At 71.3% G+C, this 16,007-nt stretch carries 16 protein-coding genes; 12 read left to right on the forward strand and 4 right to left on the reverse strand.

The features are described 5' to 3' along the window. Positions 1-19 precede the first annotated feature (19 nt). Complete coding sequence (locus tag HNQ05_RS04680) at positions 20-433, forward strand: Hsp20/alpha crystallin family protein (protein WP_147147743.1); 414 nt, start codon at positions 20-22, stop codon at positions 431-433. Here HNQ05_RS04680 and HNQ05_RS04685 read toward each other — a convergent pair. After that, positions 430-1,014, reverse strand: a complete 585-nt coding sequence (locus HNQ05_RS04685) for a thymidine kinase (RefSeq protein ID WP_147147745.1) — start codon at positions 1,012-1,014, stop codon at positions 430-432. The genes HNQ05_RS04680 and HNQ05_RS04685 overlap by 4 nt on opposite strands. 65 nt (positions 1,015-1,079) lie before the next feature. Between HNQ05_RS04685 and HNQ05_RS04690 the strand changes: the two genes are divergently transcribed. Both HNQ05_RS04690 and HNQ05_RS04695 read left to right on the forward strand, forming a co-directional pair. Next, complete coding sequence (locus HNQ05_RS04690; protein WP_147147747.1) at positions 1,080-1,976, forward strand: AAA family ATPase; 897 nt, start codon at positions 1,080-1,082, stop codon at positions 1,974-1,976. 2 nt (positions 1,977-1,978) lie between these two features. Next, positions 1,979-2,731, forward strand: coding sequence for a DUF58 domain-containing protein (locus HNQ05_RS04695; protein ID WP_147147749.1), 753 nt, complete (start codon positions 1,979-1,981; stop codon positions 2,729-2,731). On the opposite strand, the gene HNQ05_RS04700 is transcribed toward HNQ05_RS04695, so the two are convergent. Further along, positions 2,700-3,506 (reverse strand): hypothetical protein, encoded by an 807-nt coding sequence (locus HNQ05_RS04700; RefSeq protein ID WP_183677624.1) that lies wholly within the window; start codon positions 3,504-3,506, stop codon positions 2,700-2,702. The two genes, HNQ05_RS04695 and HNQ05_RS04700, sit on opposite strands and share 32 nt — an antisense overlap. 247 nt (positions 3,507-3,753) lie before the next feature. After that, entirely contained in the window at positions 3,754-5,472 is a 1,719-nt protein-coding gene (locus HNQ05_RS04705) for an ATP-dependent DNA ligase (protein ID WP_147147751.1), read from the reverse strand. 51 nt (positions 5,473-5,523) lie between these two features. Here HNQ05_RS04705 and tsaB point away from each other — a divergent pair, with 51 nt between their 5' ends. The 9 genes from tsaB (at position 5,524) to HNQ05_RS04750 (ending at position 14,766) form a co-directional block, all read left to right on the forward strand. Further along, positions 5,524-6,054 (forward strand): tRNA (adenosine(37)-N6)-threonylcarbamoyltransferase complex dimerization subunit type 1 TsaB, encoded by a 531-nt coding sequence (tsaB, locus tag HNQ05_RS04710; RefSeq protein ID WP_147147753.1) that lies wholly within the window; start codon positions 5,524-5,526, stop codon positions 6,052-6,054. 56 nt (positions 6,055-6,110) lie between these two features. Continuing rightward, positions 6,111-7,628, forward strand: a complete 1,518-nt coding sequence (locus HNQ05_RS04715; protein ID WP_147147755.1) for a hypothetical protein — start codon at positions 6,111-6,113, stop codon at positions 7,626-7,628. After that, positions 7,622-9,082 carry a vWA domain-containing protein gene (locus HNQ05_RS04720; protein WP_183677626.1) on the forward strand — a complete coding sequence of 487 codons (1,461 nt, stop codon included), beginning with the start codon at positions 7,622-7,624 and terminating at the stop codon, positions 9,080-9,082. The genes HNQ05_RS04715 and HNQ05_RS04720 overlap by 7 nt, the downstream gene beginning before the upstream one ends. A gap of 4 nt (positions 9,083-9,086) precedes the next feature. Next, entirely contained in the window at positions 9,087-9,542 is a 456-nt protein-coding gene (locus tag HNQ05_RS04725) for a DUF1999 family protein (protein WP_147146789.1), read from the forward strand. Between the two features lie 20 nt (positions 9,543-9,562). After that, on the forward strand, positions 9,563-9,775 hold the full coding sequence (locus HNQ05_RS04730; protein WP_147146787.1) for a heavy-metal-associated domain-containing protein: 213 nt from the start codon (positions 9,563-9,565) through the stop codon (positions 9,773-9,775). A 97-nt stretch (positions 9,776-9,872) separates the two neighbouring features. Continuing rightward, complete coding sequence (gene acnA / locus HNQ05_RS04735; protein WP_147146786.1) at positions 9,873-12,578, forward strand: aconitate hydratase AcnA; 2,706 nt, start codon at positions 9,873-9,875, stop codon at positions 12,576-12,578. A 61-nt stretch (positions 12,579-12,639) separates the two neighbouring features. After that, entirely contained in the window at positions 12,640-13,941 is a 1,302-nt protein-coding gene (gene guaD, locus HNQ05_RS04740) for a guanine deaminase (protein WP_246104105.1), read from the forward strand. Continuing rightward, on the forward strand, positions 13,938-14,261 hold the full coding sequence (locus HNQ05_RS04745; protein ID WP_147146785.1) for a DUF503 domain-containing protein: 324 nt from the start codon (positions 13,938-13,940) through the stop codon (positions 14,259-14,261). The genes guaD and HNQ05_RS04745 overlap by 4 nt, the downstream gene beginning before the upstream one ends. Before the next feature lie 10 nt (positions 14,262-14,271). Next, positions 14,272-14,766, forward strand: a complete 495-nt coding sequence (locus HNQ05_RS04750; RefSeq protein ID WP_147146783.1) for a flavin reductase family protein — start codon at positions 14,272-14,274, stop codon at positions 14,764-14,766. Positions 14,767-14,813: 47 nt separating this feature from the next. On the opposite strand, the gene HNQ05_RS04755 is transcribed toward HNQ05_RS04750, so the two are convergent. Further along, positions 14,814-16,007 (reverse strand): thiolase family protein, encoded by a 1,194-nt coding sequence (locus tag HNQ05_RS04755; protein WP_147146781.1) that lies wholly within the window; start codon positions 16,005-16,007, stop codon positions 14,814-14,816.

Here is a 16,007-nt window from a genome sequence, read left to right on the forward strand (position 1 = left end):
CTGGGGAAAGGAGGCGGCCATGGAACTGGAACGAAGCGACCGCTGGGCGGCCATCGAAAAACTGATCGAACTCAAGCGGCGTATCGAAGCGCTGGAGTCGCGCTTCGGGGCGGACGCCCTCGCCGACTGGGCTCCGCCCGTGGACGTCCTCGACGAGGGCGAGGCCTACCGAATCCTGGTGGACGTGCCCGGCGTCAAGCCCGAGGACCTCGAGCTGCAGGAAGAAGGGCGCACGATCACGATCGCAGGCGCGCGCCACGAACCCGAGGCGCGCTACGTCACCCGCACCCGTCCCCACGGCTACTTCCGCCGCGCCTTTACGCTGCCCGAGCCGATCGTCGAGGGCGCGGCCGAGGCCAGCCTGAAGCAGGGCGTGTTGGAGATCCGCATTCCCAAGGCGCGGGGGCGCGCCGTCCCCATCGAACCCAGTTAGTCGCGCAGCACGTGGCAGCCGCGGCAGCGCGGCTCGTAGGCCTCCTTAGCCCCGACGAGGATGACCGGGTCCTCGTAACGCGCCGGCTCCCCGTCGATCAGACGCTGGGTGCGCGTCGCCGAGCGCCCGCAGCGCACGCAGACGGCGCTCAGCTTTTCCACGAACTCGGCCCGCGCCAGCAGCTGGGGCATGGGCCCGAAGGGCTCGCCCCGAAAGTCGAGGTCGAGCCCGGCCACGATCACGCGGACGCCGCGGTCCGCCAGCCGCTCGAGCACCTCCGGGAGCTCGTCGTCGAAGAACTGGGCCTCGTCCACGGCCACGACCTGCAACGGACCGTTCGCCTCCACCTGCGCGAGCAGCTCGGCGGCATCGGCCACCGGCTCCGCCTCGACCCGCTGGCCGTCGTGGCTCACCACGTCGCGCTTGTGGTAGCGGTCGTCGAGCCGCGGTTTGAAAACGCGCACCTTCTGTCCGGCGATCATCACCCGCTTGACGCGGCGGATGAGCTCCTCCGACTTTCCCGAAAACATCGGCCCCGCGATCACTTCGATCCAACCGGTTTGATAGGGCAAGAACGGCACGGCCACCTCCAAAATCCGCCCTCCAGCTTACCCCAGGCTCATCCGGGCTTCGGGTATAACGGAGCATGGCGATTCAGAAGGTGCGCGCGGCGCTCGGCGGCGTCCTCTTCGGCCAGGAAGACGTGGTGGACACGCTGCTCGCCGCCGCGACCAGCGGCGGCCACGTCCTCCTCGAAGGGCTGCCGGGGCTCGGCAAGACGCTGCTCGCCCGCGGCTTCGCCGCGGCCAGCGGCCTCAGCTACCGGCGCATCCAGTTCACCCCCGACCTGCTGCCCGCCGACGTGACCGGCACCGAGGTGTGGCAGGACGGGCGCTTCGCGTTCCGCCCCGGCCCCCTCTTTGCCCAGGTGGTGCTCGCCGACGAGATCAACCGCGCCACCCCCAAGACGCAGTCGGCCCTGCTCGAGGCCATGGAGGAGGGCGCGGTCACCGCCTACGGGGTGCGCCACGAACTGCCCCAGCCCTTCCTGGTGCTGGCCACCCAGAACCCCATCGAGCTCGAGGGCACCTACCCCCTCCCCGAGGCCCAGGTGGACCGCTTCATGGCCAAGATCGAGATCGTCGCGCCGAAGCGCGCCGTCTGGACGCGCATCCTCAGCGAGACGCCGCAGATGCCCGAGGCCGCGGCCGGCCCCGAGGACTTCCTGGAACTGCGCCGCCGCGCGGACGCGGTGCGGGTCGCCTCGACGGGGATGGAGGCCGTGGTCAACCTGGCCCAGCTGGCGTCCGAGGAGCCGCGTCTGCGCTTCGGCATCAGCCCCCGCGGGGCCAAGGCCTGGCTCGCGCTGGCGCGGGGCTTCGCGGTGCTCGCGGGCCGCGCCCACGTGGAGTGGGACGACCTTCGCGCCGCCGCCCGGCCGGCGCTCGTCCACCGCCTCTTCCTGACCGAGGAGGCGCGCTTCGAAGGGGTCGGCGAACTCCAGGTCCTCGAAGACCTGCTCGCCAAGGCCCTGCCCAGGTAGCCGTGTTCCGCTACCGCATCCGCACGACCCTGCGCAGGCCCCTTCCCGGAGGCCGCAAGAGCCGCCGCGCCGGCGAGAGCCTCGACTTCATGGAGCTGCGCGGCTACACCCCGGGGGACGACCCCCGCTTCGTCGACTGGAAGGCCTACGCCCGCACCGGCCGCCTCTACACCCGGGTCTGGGAGGGCGAGGAGCGCGCCCGCTTCACCCTTTGGCTCGACGGTTCGCCCAGCATGGAGCTCCACGGCAAGCGCGCCTACGCCCGCGAGGTGGCGCGGGTGCTGCTGGCCGCGGCGCTCCCCGACGAGACCCACGCACTGACCCCTGGCGGTCTGCGCCGGCTGCGCAGCCCCGGCGAACACGACCGCCTGGAAGCCGATCCCCGCGGACCCATGGCGGCGCTCGGCGAGCTGGTGCGCGCCCGCGGCCAGCTCGTCCTCGTCACCGACGCCCTCGACGAGGGCGACTGGTCCGCCTTCCTGCGCCGTCTCGCCCCCCGACGGCCGCTGCTCGTCCAGGTGCTGGCCCCCGAGGAGCTGGACCCGCCGCGGCGCGAGGCCGAGTGGCGGGACGTCGAAACGGGGCGGCGGCAGCGCGTGGACGCCGCGGGCCTCGCCGCCTGGCGCGCGGCGCTGGAGGCGCACCTGCGCGCCCTGCACCGCCTGGCCGCGGCGCAGGGCGGTTACGCCCACCTGCGGGTGGGCGAGGCGGTCGTGCCCGCGCTCAGGCGGCAGGGGGTGCTGGAGTGGCGCTAGCCTCCCCGGGCGAACCCCAGACCACGTCGTAGACGCTGCGCAGCACGGCGGCCACGATGGGCAGGCCGACGACGGTCGTCAGGAAGCCGCGCAACGCTCCGGCCACGAGCAGACCATAGAACTGCGCCGCCAGCGGCCGGTCCAGGTCCAGCTGCAGGCCCAGCCCGCCCAGCCGGGGAGCCAGCACCAGCCACAGCAGCAGCGGCACCACAGCCGCCCAGAACCCGGGGCGGGTCAGGAGGCGGGCGTAGCCCGGGCTTCCGAGGGCCTCCGCCAACCGCATCAAAGCGCTGCGGAACCCTCCTGCCCGCGCAGCGGCGAACACCATAGCCGGCAGCAGCAGGGCCAGCACCGCCAGCGAGGCGGCTTCCAAGGCCGGGTAAGCGCTGGCCACGCTACGGTGCGGAAGCAGCAGGAGGATCAGGGCCAGCACCATGTTGGCGACCCAGAGCGGCAGGCCGGCCCCCAGCGCGGCGCCCACGGCGGCCACGAAAGCCGGGCGGCGGCCCTCCAACGTCTGCTGCAGCCAGCCCACCACCAGGTAGGCCATCCACGCGGCCGCAACCCAGCCAATGAGCGCACCGGCCCAGTTGAGCGGTGAAGACAGCGGTGCGACCGCCCCTTCCGAAGATACCCACACCCAGGCCGTCGAAGCCGCCAAGGTACGGGCGGCCGCGACGAGCAACCCCGCCAGCAGCAGCCCGAGCGCCACGTGCGCTACGAACGCGAAGGCATAGCGCACCGTCCGTTCGAGAACCTCGCCAACTTGTTTCATGGTTTGATTTTACTACAGGAGGTGGTCCAGAATATGAGTTTCTTCGGTGCCGTTCCAGACGGCGCTTCCGCAGGGACCGCCCCCCGCGCCATGTCGGCCGGGTAGACGAAGAGGCGAACCCCGGTCGCAGGCCGGCGCGAACGCCGCCGCGCCTGCAGGACCGCCACGGGCGCGTGCCGACCTTGGGAAAGCCTTCCGCTACGGGTGGTGTTCCACCAATGCCGGCCGCGAACGCAGCCGGGCGGCCTCAACCGGCCCACTGGTTCTTGTACATCTCCACCACCTCCCGGGTGGTGGTCGCCTCTTCGGGGCTCTTGTCGTCGCGGTAGCGCACGAAGCGGGGAAAGCGCAGCGCCAGGCCGCGGCCCTCCTGAACGGCGCCGAAGGCGCAGGTGTGGTTGGGGCTGAGGGTGATCTCCTGGGCCTCGACCTCGATGACCTGGACGGGCTCGAACCAGACGTCGGGCTCGAGCAGCGACCAGACGCGCGGGTGCCGCTCCTCGCGCCGGTAAGGGTCGAGCCGCCGGGGCAGCACCTCGTTGAGGTCCTCGTCGCTGAACCCCGAGCCCACCTTGGTGAGGGTCACGAAGCGGTCCTCGTCGGGATCGTAGGCCGCGGCCAGCAACGAGCCGTAGGTGCCGGCGCGCCGTCCCCTACCCAGCCAGGCGCCGACGATGACCAGGTCGAGGGTGTCGGAGAGCTTGCCGGCGATGCCGCGCTTGTACTTGACCCACTTGAAGCCGCGCTTGCCGGCCTCGTAGTCGCCGTCGGGCTTCTTGCAGACCAGCCCCTCGCAGCCGGCCTCGATGGACGCGTCGAAGAACCGCACCAGCTCCTCGGTGGTCTTCACGAACCGCTTGGTGGAGAGCTCGAGCCGCTCGTGGGGGCTGAACCAGCGCTCGAGCCGCTCGCGCCGCTCGCGGTAGGGGCGCTCGATCAGGACCTCGCCGTCGGCGTAGAGCAGCTCGAAGACGAACCCCTTGATCGGGTACTTCTCCAACAGCTCGGGGGTCAGGTGCTTGACCTTGCGGTTGAGAACGTTCTGGAAGGGGCGCATCTCGCCGGTCAGCGGGTCGGTGACCACGGCCTCGGCCTCGAGGATGAAGGGCCGCTGCTGCACCTCCCTGAGCGCTTCCAGCAGGTCGGGGTACTGGTGGGTGATGTTCTCGAGCCGACGCGAGTAGACCCAGAAGCGATCGCCGTCGAAGTGCACCTGCACCCGCTCGCCGTCGTACTTGTGCTCGGCGAAGTGGGGGCCCAGCTTCTCCATGATCTGCTCGGGGCCGGGCAGCCGCTCGGCGAGCATCATCCGCACCGGCTTGCCCACCTCCAGCTTCACTGCCCGCAGCGCCGCCTCGCCCTCGAGCACCAACCGCGCCACGTAGGCCAGGTCGGAGGTGAGGTTGTAAGCCCGCTCCAGCAGGGGCTTCTTGCCGCGGTCGCCAAGGTAGGCCAGCGCCAGCGCCTCCAGTACCGTAGCGTCGCCCACGCCCAGGCGCAGCCGGCCGGTGACCGTGCGCAGGATCACCGCCGCCTCCTCGGGGCTGGCCCCGGCGACGAGGCGCGCCAGGCGTTCCCGCTTGCGCGCCTGGGAACCGGGCCCCGCGTCCTCGGCGATGGCGCGCAGTTCGTCGTAGACGTGCCGCAGCGTCAGCCCCCCGGCGCTTCGGGGCAGCGCTTCGAGCGCGTAGGCGCCAATGTCGCCCTTCTCCTTCACGGCCTGAACGATCTCCGCCTCGTCCCGCCCCAGCGCCAGGGCCAGCGCCTTGGCCGCCTCCTTCTCGGCCACGCCGAACTCGAGCCCCTCGAACTCGGGGGCCACCCGGCCCTGGAGGAGCAGCACCGCCAGCGGCACCTCCTCGGGCGGCAGCTCGCGGAAGGCCTCGGCCAGCATCTTCACCATGGCGATCCGCGAGCTCGCCCGTTCCACCTCGAGCAGCGTCGCCACGAACCTCTGGAAGGTCATCTTGCGCCTCCTTACCCTCAGTCTAGCGCGGGGGTACTAAACTGAAGTCCTGTGAACGTCCTGGCCATCGACACCGCCACCCCCTACCTGGTCCTCGGCACCCTCGACGCCGAACGCACGCTGCGGCGGGGGCGCCGCCACGCCGAGACGCTGATCGCCGACCTGGAGGCGTTCCTCGCCGGGGTCGGGCTCGAGCCGGGGCGGCTCGAGCTGATCGTGGTCGGCGAGGGGCCGGGTTCCTACACCGGCATCCGCGTCGCCGTCGCGACGGCGATGGGCCTGGCCCGCGGCCTGGGCGTGCCGGTCGTGGGGGCGTCCTCCCTCGCCGCGGCCGCGGCGCGGGCGCGCGGCCGGGTGCGCGCAGCCTTCGAGGCCCGCAACCGCCAGGTCTACACCGCCCTCTACCGCGTCGACGGCCTCCCCGAGGAACAGGACCCGCCCGCCCGGCTCGCGGCCGGGGCGCTGCCCCGTGAGGACGCCTGCCTGCTGTGGAACGCCCCTCCTTCGGGGCGTGCGCTCGCCCGCCTGGGGCTCGAGCGCTGGAACCGCGGGGACGCCCGCCTCGTGCCCGTCTACTTCTGAGACGAAACCTGGACTGCGGAACCTTTTCTAATCCAGGGAGCTGGTAACCTAGGGCCATGCTGTATAAGAAACCCTACCTTTTCCTATTGGCGCTCGTCTTCGCCCTGCTGCCCGCCACCGCGCAGAGCCTGCCGGCGCTCACGCCCCCCGGCGCGACGGCCGGCTTCTATACCCGCAACCTCGCGATCAAGAAGGCGTTCTTCATCGACTTCCAGACCGAATGGAACCGGCTTGGCTTCTTCGACTCGATCAAGGAGCTGGCCGCCCAGGACGGCGAGGTCAACGCCGACGACCTGCAGCTCGCGAGCGAGATCCTCAACGTCGACCTGGTGGGCCGCGAAGGAATCCTCGTCGTCTACCCCAGCGGCGACTTCTTCGCGCTGGCGCGCCCCTCGGCCAACCGGGTGGACACCCTGATCGCGCTGCTCAACAAGTCGATGAAGAACCCCGAGACCCGTAAGGGCTGGAAGCTGGACCGCAGCGACGAAGGGGGCACCACGGTCTACGCCGGCCACAACGGCGAGCTGATCCTGATCGGATCCGAAGGTGCGGTGGAGCGTTTCCTCGCCGGCGAGCGCGGGCTCAAGCCCCCGGTGGAGGGCGACCTCGCCTTCTGGTTCGACGCCGAGCCGCTCTGGCCGCTGCTCGAAACCCCCGACCTGGGCCTGCCCCCGCAGGTGGTGCGCACCCTCAAGACCTTCGGCGGCTTCTCCTGGGCCCTGGACATCCAGGACGGCGGGATCTTCACCCGTTCGCGGCTTCCCCTCAACCCCGACCAGGACGCCGATCTGGCCGGCCTGCTGCTGCCCGGCGACCCGGCCTGGCCGCTCGACGAGCTGCCGCGCGGGGTCGGGGCCAGCAGCTTCGTGGTCGACCTGGCGGCCCTGGGCGACTACCTCACCGGCTACGCCCAGCAGTTCGGCCAGGACCTGCAGCTCGACCTCTCCGCCTTCGGCAACCACGTCGCCATGGTCGACGCCGGCAGCAGCGACCCCCAGGAGATGCTGCAGAACCCGATGGGGAACCTGCTGATCGTCCTCGAAACCCGGGACACCCTCACCGCCGAGGTGACGCTGCTTAGCTGGATCCAGATGCTCGCGGGCTTCTCGACCCCCGAGGGCAGCGGCGGCTTAACCGTGGAGGCGCTGGAGATCGCGGGGATGCCGGCCAAGAAGATCGGCGTGGGCATGCTGGGCACGCTCTACCTGGTTACCGGTGAGGACCGCCTCTACCTGGCCACCTCCGAGCGCGCCGCGCGCCTGCTCGAAAACCAGGATCGGGTCGGCGACGACGGCACCTACCGCCAGCTCGCCGACACCTACCTGCCCGACCGCTTCCACGGCGTGAGCTACACCAACAACCGCCGCTCGCTCGAGCAGCTGGCGCAGATGCTGCCGATGATGATGATGCAGACGATCGACGACCCCGACGCCCAGGCGCTGGTCTTCGAGCTCACGGACAAGTACGCGCAGTTCCTGAACTTCCTGGCGCAGCGGATCGGCTCGAGCATCGGCTACCAGCAGGTGCAGGGCAACGACGTGGTCGGCTTCGGCTTCACGGAGGTGGCTTGGTAGGCTTCGGCCACCCTTACCTGCTGATCCTCCTGCCCCCGGTCCTGGGCTGGATCTACTGGACCTACGCCCGCCGCCGGCCCCTCGTGGTCCCGGCGGCGGGCGTCTGGCTGCTCGAGCGCTCGCGGGGACGGGGGCGGGCGCGGCGGCGGCTCGACCTGCGGCTGGCGCTGCTGCTCTTGGCGGGGGCGGCGGCGGTGCTGGCGCTGGCCGCGCCGACGTGGCGCGGCGCGAAGCCGGTGCGGCTCGTCGTCGTCCTCGACGCCAGCGCCTCGATGACCGCCACCGGCGCGGACGGTCGTTCCCGGTTCGACCGCGCCCGCGAGCGCGCCGCCGCCTGGCTCGAAGACGCCACCAGGGCGGTGCTGGTGCGCGCCGGGCTGCAGCCCCGGGGCTTCGGCCCCGTGCGCGGGGCCGCTCTGCTGGCGACGCTGGAGTCGCTGCGCGCGGGCGACGCCGGAGCCGACCTGGAACGGGCGGTGGCGCTGGGGCGACGCCTCCTCCCCGACGCCGCGGTGCTGGTGATCGGCGACGCGCCGCCCCCCGCGGAGCTGCGGGTCGCCTTCCTGGACGTCGCCGCGAACGAAGCCAACGCGGGGCTGACCGCGCTGGGGCCGCGTTTCGCCGCGGTCTACAACGCCGGCCCCGGCAGCTGGAACGGCCGCCTCACCAGCTCCGGCCGCAGCTGGGAGCTGCGCCTGCCGCCGGGGCGGTTCGCGGCCCTCGACCTCGAAGAAACCCAGCCGCGCCGCAGCGCCGCGTTGCGCCCCGACGACGCGATGGCGCTGGACCAGGAGGCCTACCTGCTCGAGCGCCCTCCGCGGGTCCGGCTGCAGGTCGGCGCCCCCAGCGTGGCGCGGGCGCTGGCCGCCCTGGGCGCCCGGCGGGCGGGGCCTTCCGGCGCCCAGGCCGAGGTGCGGCCGGGCCCGCCCCCGGAACGCCCCGCACCACGGCCCACCCTCTACCTGGCCGCCGCCGACGCGGCCGCGCCCGAGGTGGTTTACGACGTCGACCCCACCCACCCCTTCACCCGCGGGGTCGAGCTGGTGGGCTACCGGCTGCCCGCGCCCCCGCCGCCGCCGGGGAGCGGCTGGCGCGCCCTGGCCACCCGCGCCGACGGACTGGGGGTGATCTACGCGCGCGGCGACGAGCTCTACCTCCCCCGCCCCGAAGCGCTGCGCGACCTGCCCGCCTTCGTCGTGCTGCTCTACAACTGGCTCGAGCCCGTGGGCGCCTCCTACCGCCCCCTGGGGTGGAACGGCGTCCTGGAGCCGGGAATCCGGGACGGCTTCGCCGTCAACCTCCTCGACTACGCGGAAACCCGGCTGCCGCGCCCTGCGGGGGACCGGCTGGCCCCGCTCAGCCAGCCGCGCCCCTTCGGCGCCTGGCTGGCCCTGCTGGCCGCGCTGCTGCTGGTCCTGCAGGCGCCGCGGCGGCGGCCGGGAGCGGTAGGCTAGGAGCATGCACTTTCGCTTCCTCGAAGAACCCGACTTCGCCGAGCTGCAGGCGCTTGAGCGCCGGGTCTTTCCCGACCGCCCCGACGCCTTCTACCGCACCGCCCCCGCCGCGCTGCGCTTCTACGCCCGCAGCGGACACAGCTTCGTCGCCTCGGGAGGGGACCGGATCCTGGGCTTCGTCCTCGCGCAGGCCGTCTGGCAGGGCGACCGCGCCACCGTGCTGGCCACCCGCATCGCCGCCGAGAGCACCGAGGTCTACGCGGGCCTGCTGCGGGCGCTGGTGAAGTCGGCCTACGACGCGAACGCCTACGAGGTGGCCCTCCTGGCCGAACCCGGCGAACGCCCCGAGCTCGACCGCGCGCTCGCCGAAGTCCAGCTCGCCGACCGCGGCCGCCGCCTCCACACCCGGGTGCTGGGCGGGCGCGGAGCGCGGGGCGAGACCGGGGGCGTCCTGGAGTAGACCTCGCGTAGAATGAACCTATGATGAACCGGATCATGCTGGGCATTCAAGGGGTGCAGAGCGACGACCAGATGAAGAAGGTGGTGGCCGCGCTGGCGCGCCAGAAAGGCGTGCTCAAGACCGAGGTGCAGCAGCTGGGCCAGGTCACGGTCGAGTACGACCCCCACCGCCTCACCGTCATGGACCTGATCCGCGCCGTGCGCGAAGAGGGCTTTCTGGCCGGCATGCTATAGTAAGGGTTGCTGAGCGGGGCGCACCCGGTTCGGTACAACACCACCCCACAAACGAACCACCCAGAGACCGCGTCTTGCACGCGGGAAAGGAGCGCACATGGCGTACAAGGACCTGTTCGGAACGAAAAAGACGCTGGAGACCGCAGCGGGCAAGGTGCAGTACTTCGACTTCACCGAGCTGGAGAAGCAGGGGCTGGGAGCGATCAGCAAGCTGCCCTTCTCGATCAAGATCCTGCTCGAAAGCGTACTGCGCAACGCCGGAACCTACGGCGTAAGCGAAGAAGACGTAAAGAACCTGGCCGCCTGGAAACCGGAGCCGGGCGAGATCACCGTCCCCCTCAAACTGGCGCGCGTCGTCCTGCAGGACTTCACCGGCGTGCCCGCGGTGGTCGACCTGGCCGCGATGCGCAGCGCCATGGAGCGCTTCGGCAAGGATCCGGGCAAGATCAACCCCCAGGTCCGCTCCGATCTGATCATCGACCACTCGGTGCAGATCGACTTCTTCGGCACCTCCTACGCGCTTGCGGCCAACGTGGACAAGGAGTACGAGCGCAACACCGAGCGCTACACCCTGCTCAAGTGGGGGCAGACCTCGCTCGACGGCTTCCACGTCGTGCCCCCGGGGCAGGGCATCATCCACCAGGTCAACCTCGAGTACCTGGGCCAGGTGGTCATGCGCCAGCAGGCGAACGGCGAGACCTACGCCTTCCCCGACAGCCTGGTGGGCACCGACAGCCACACGGTGATGATCAACGGCCTCGGCGTGCTCGGCTGGGGCGTCGGCGGCATCGAGGCCGAGGCGGTGATGTTGGGCCAGCCCTACTACATGCTCGCCCCCAAGGTGGTGGGCTTCAAGCTGACCGGCGAGCTGCCCGAGGGCGCCACGGCCACCGACCTGGTCCTCACGATCACCGAAAAGCTACGCAAGCACGGCGTGGTGGGCAAGTTCGTCGAGTTCTACGGCCCGGGCGTGGGCAAGCTCAGCCTCGCCGACCGCGCCACCATCGCCAACATGGCGCCCGAGTACGGCGCCACCATGGGCTTCTTCCCGGTGGACGAGGAGACCCTGACCTACCTGCGCCTCACCGGCCGCCCCGCGGAGCTGGTGGACTTGGTCGAGCGCTACACCCGTGCGGTGGGCCTCTTCCGCGACGGCGAGGTGGAGCCCGAGTTCTCCGAGTACGTGGAGCTCGACATGGGCACGGTCGAGCCCAGCCTGGCCGGCCCCAAGCGGCCCCAGGACCGCATCCCCCTGGGCCGCATGAAGGAGCAGTTCGCCGAGGACCTGACCAAGCCGGCCACCGAGCGCGGCTTCGGCCTCGCGGCGAGCGAGCTCGACCGCGCGGTGGAGGTAAAGCGCGAGGACGAGGAGTTCGAGGTCAAGCACGGCTCGGTCGTCATCGCCTCGATCACCAGCTGCACCAACACCTCCAACCCCTCGGTGCTCATCGGCGCCGGGCTGCTCGCCAAGAAGGCGGTCGAAGCCGGCCTCTCGGTCGAGCCCTGGGTCAAGACCAGCCTGGCTCCCGGCAGCCGGGTGGTGACCGACTACCTCGCGGCCTCGGGGCTGATGCCCTTCCTGGAAGCGCTGCGCTTCCACGTGGTGGGGTACGGCTGCACCACCTGCATCGGCAACTCGGGCCCGCTGCCGCCCGACATCGCCGAGGCGATCGAGAAGGGCGACCTGGTGGCGGCGAGCGTCCTCTCGGGCAACCGCAACTTCGAGGGCCGCGTCAACCCCCACGTCAAGGCCAACTACCTGGCGAGCCCGATGCTGGTCGTCGCCTTTGCGCTCGCGGGTCGGGTCGACGTCGACCTGAACGAGGAGCCCCTGGGCCACGACCCCAACGGCCGCCCGGTCTACCTGCGCGACATCTGGCCCAGCCAGCAGGAGATTCAGGAAACCATCCGCAAGACCCTGGACCCCGAGATGTTCACCCGCGAGTACGCCGGCGTCTTCGAAGGCGACGAGCGCTGGCAGGGCCTGCCGGCGCCGACCGGGAAGATCTACGCCTGGGATCCCGACTCGACCTACATCCAGGAGCCGCCCTTCTTCCAGGACATGCCGCTCGAGCCCGAACCGCCGCGCGACATCAAGGGCGCCCGGGTGCTGCTCAAGCTGGGCGACAGCGTGACCACCGACCACATCTCCCCCGCCGGCGCCATCCCGGTGGACTCCCCCGCCGGCCGCTACCTGATCGAGCACGGGGTCGAACCCAAGGACTTCAACTCCTACGGCTCCCGCCGCGGCAACCACGAGGTGATGATGCGCGGCACCTTCGCCAACATCCGCATCAAGAACCTGATGCTCGACGGCGTCGAGGGCGGCTACACCGTCAAGCTGCCCGAGGGCGAGCGGATGTTCGTCTTCGATGCGGCCATGAAGTACAAGGAGGAAGGCACCCCGCTGATCGTGATCGGCGGCAAGGAGTACGGCACCGGCTCGAGCCGCGACTGGGCGGCCAAGGGGCCGGCGCTCTTGGGTGTGAAGGCCGTCATCGCCGAAAGCTTCGAGCGCATCCACCGCTCCAACCTGGTGGGCATGGGGGTGCTGCCGCTCGAGTTCACAGGCGGCGAAAACGCCGCCAGCCTGGGCCTGACCGGCTACGAGACCTACGACATCCTCGGCCTCGAGGAGGGGCTCGCGCCCCACAAGGTCCTGACCGTCCGCGCCACCAAAGAAGGCGGCCAGGTGGTCGAGTTCCAGGCCAAGGCCCGCCTCGACAGCGAAGTGGACGTGGACTACTACACCAACGGCGGCATCCTGCAGACGGTGCTGCGCAAGCTGGTGCGCGAGGGCTGAACGTCCGCGCCCACGGGCCCGGCGGCGCCTGCCGCCGGGCTTCTTTTGTAAGCTGGGGAACGTGATCCTGCGCGCGAGTCTGCTGCACGCGGTCGGCGAAGGCCCGCTCGAGGCCCGCCTGGAGGGCTGGAGCGACGGCGGTCTCTTCATCGAAAGCGGCCGCATCGCCGACGTCGGCCCCTTCGCCGAGGTGCGCGCGCGCCACCCCGAGGCCCCGCTGCGGCGGCTCGAGGGCGGCCTGCTCCTGCCCGGCTTCGTGGACGCCCACGTCCACTTCCCCCAGACCGGGGTGATCGGGGCGCTGGGCCTCGACCTGCTCGACTGGCTCGAGCGGGTGACCCTGCCCGCCGAGGCCCGCTTCGCAGACGAAGCCTACGCCCGCCGCGAGGCGCAGACCTTCCTGCGGGCGCTCGTTCGTAGCGGCACCACCCGCGCCCTCGTCTTCGGCAGCCACTTCGCCCCCGCCCAGGCCGCGCTCTTCGAGGAGGCGGCGGCGCTGGGCTTCCCGCTCACCAGCGGCCTCGCCACCGGCGACCGCAACCTGCGCCCCGAGCTGCACACCACGCCCGAGCGCGCCTATGCGGAAAACCGGGCGCTGATCGAGCGCTACCACGGCCAAGGCGGCCTGCGCTACGCGGTGACCCCGCGCTTCGCCCTCGCCGCCAGCGAGGCGCTTTTGGAGGTGAGCGGGGCGCTGCTGCGGGAGCACCCCGACCTGCACCTGCAGACCCACCTCAACGAAAACCCGCGCGAGATCGAAGCGGTGGCCCGCCTCTTCCCCGCAGCGCACGACTACCTCGACGTTTACGACCGCTTCGGGCTGCTGGGGCCGCGTGCGGTCTTCGCCCACGACGTGCACCCGAACCCGCGCGAGCTCGAGCGCCTGGCCGCCAGCGCCGCCTGGGTGGCCCACTGCCCCAGCTCCAACGCCTTCCTGGGCTCGGGCCTCTTCCCCATGCGCGCCCACCTGGAAGCCGGCGTGCGCTTCGCGCTGGGCAGCGACGTGGGCGCGGGCACCCGCTTTTCGCTGTTGGGCGAGGCCATGGACGCCTACAAGACCCAGCGGCTGCGCGCCGATGGGGTGAACCTGCCGGCGGCGGCGCTCTTGTGGCTGGCCACCCGCGCGGGCGCGGCGGCGCTGGGGCAGCCGGGCGAGGCCGGCGGGCTGGAGCCGGACAGGAGCGCCGACCTGGTCTGGCTGCGGCCGCCGCCGGGCTCGACGCTCGAGGCCGTGCTCGCCCAAGCAGATGGGCCGGACCGCGCGCTGGGGGCCGCCTTCGCCCTCGCCCGCGAGGACGCCGTAGCCGCGGTCTGGATCCGCGGCCGGCTGGTCTACCAGCGCGGTATGCTGCAGGCGGAATGAAGACCTACGTCGGCGTCTTCACCGCGCGGCTGGAAACCCCCTGGGTGGGAAGCCTCAAGGAGAAACGCGCGGTCATCCGCCCGGTGATGGAGCGCATCAAGGCGCGGTTTCCGGTCTCGGCGGCGCGCGTCGCCGGTCTGAACGAGCACGCCTGGGAGCAGGTGGGCTTCAGCGTCGTGGGCGGGGACGCGGAGTGGGTGAACGGGGTGCTCGACGCCGTCGAGCGGTTTCTCTACGCCGCCGGCGAGTACCGCGTGGTCGTGCTGGCGCGCGAGGTCTTGGTGTTCGACGGCACGTTGCCCGCCGCCAGCGAACGGTAAGCTTGGAAACATGGCGAAGCTGGATCCTGAACTGCGTAAACGCGTGCTGCGCAAGGTCCTCAACGGCGTCTTCGTGATGACCACGCGCCAGGAAGAGCGCTACAGCGCCGCGCTGGTGACCTTCGTGACCCAGGTCTCGATCGAACCCCCGCTCTACGCGGTGGGTGTGCGCAAGGACTCGGGCCTTTACGAGATCCTGCAGCAGAGCCGGCGCGCCGTGCTGCACCCGCTGGCCAAGAGCCAGCAGCAGCTGGCCCCGGCGTTCTTCAAGGCCACCCGGGTGGAGGACGGCCGGCTGAACGGCCTGCCCTTCCGGCTGGAAGACGGCCTGCCGGTGCTCGCACCGTTGCCCTGGTACTTCGCGCTCGAAACCGAGGGCTGGCACCCGGGCGGCGACCACGCCGTCTGGATCGCGCGGGTTACGGGCGTGGGGGTCAACGACGTGCCCGAAAGGGACGAGGACCCCCTCTGCATGCGCGACACCCCCTGGAGCTACGGCGGCTGAACGCAGGCGCGGGCCCCGAAGGGCCCGCGCCTTTTCACCAACCCAAACTAGACCAGCTCAACGGCCACCGCGGTGGCCCCGCCGGTACCGTGGCAGAGGGCCGCAAGACCGCGCCGCCCGCCCCGGGCCTTGAGGGCGGTGATCAGGGTGCCGACGATGCGCGCGCCGCTGGCGCCGATGGGATGGCCCAGGGCGATGGCGCCGCCCAGCACGTTCATCTTTTCGTAAGGAATACCGAGCATGCGGTGGAAGAGGACGCTGTTGACCGCGAAGGCCTCGTTGTTCTCGATCAGGTCGAAGTCGTCCAGGGTCATGCCCAGCTTGTCGAGCAGCCTCTTCACCGCAGGCACCGGCGCTTCGGGGAAGCGCCAGGTGGGGCCGGCCGCCCAGCTGCCGCCGAGGAGGCGGGCCACCGGCTCGAGGCCGTACTTCTCGACCGCCTCGGCGCTGGCGACGAGCAGGGCCGCGGCGCCGTCGGAAATCTGGCTGGAGTTGCCGGCGGTGAGGACCCCGTCCTTTTGGAAGGCGGGGCGCAGTGCCGCCAGCGAGTCGAGGGTGGTCTCGGGGCGGATGCCCTCGTCGGCCTCGAGGGTGAGCGTGCCCTTGCGGGTCTTGAGCTCATAGGGGGCGATCTCCCGCTTGAAGACGCCCGCCTCGGTGGCCTCGGCGGCGCGCTTGTGCGACTGGTAGGCCACCTCGTCGAGCTCGCCGCGGGTGATGCCGTGCTCGGCGATCAGGCGCTCGGTTTCCTCGCCCATGGCCTCGCCGGTCACCGGGTCGGTGAGGCCGTCGTAGAGAAGCAGGTCCTTGACCTCCTCCGGGCTTCCCAGCAGGAACTTGTACCCCCAGCGGGCCCGCGCCGAGAGCGCGAAGGCGGCCTGCGACATCGACTCCATGCCGCCCGCGAGCACCAGGTCGGCCTCGCCGGCGCGGATCGTCATGGCCGCGTTCATGACGGCCATCATGCCGCTCGAGCAGACCATGTCCACCGCGTAACCGTCGACCTGCTCGGGGATGCCCGCGGCCAGCGCCGCCTGGCGCGGCAATAGCTGCCCGTGCCCGGCGCGCAGGACGTTGCCGAAGACGTAGAGGTCGAGGTCGGCCCCCGAAACCCCGGCGCGCTCGAGCGCCGCTTTCATGGCGTGGGCCCCCAGCTGCGTGGGGGGCGTGTCCTTGAACGCGCCGCCGAAGCGGCCGATGGGGGTCCGCGCCCAGGCTGCGATGTACACGTCTTGACTCAT

Origin of the sequence: Oceanithermus desulfurans, from assembly GCF_014201675.1 — a bacterium.
Lineage (GTDB): Bacteria > Deinococcota > Deinococci > Deinococcales > Marinithermaceae > Oceanithermus > Oceanithermus desulfurans.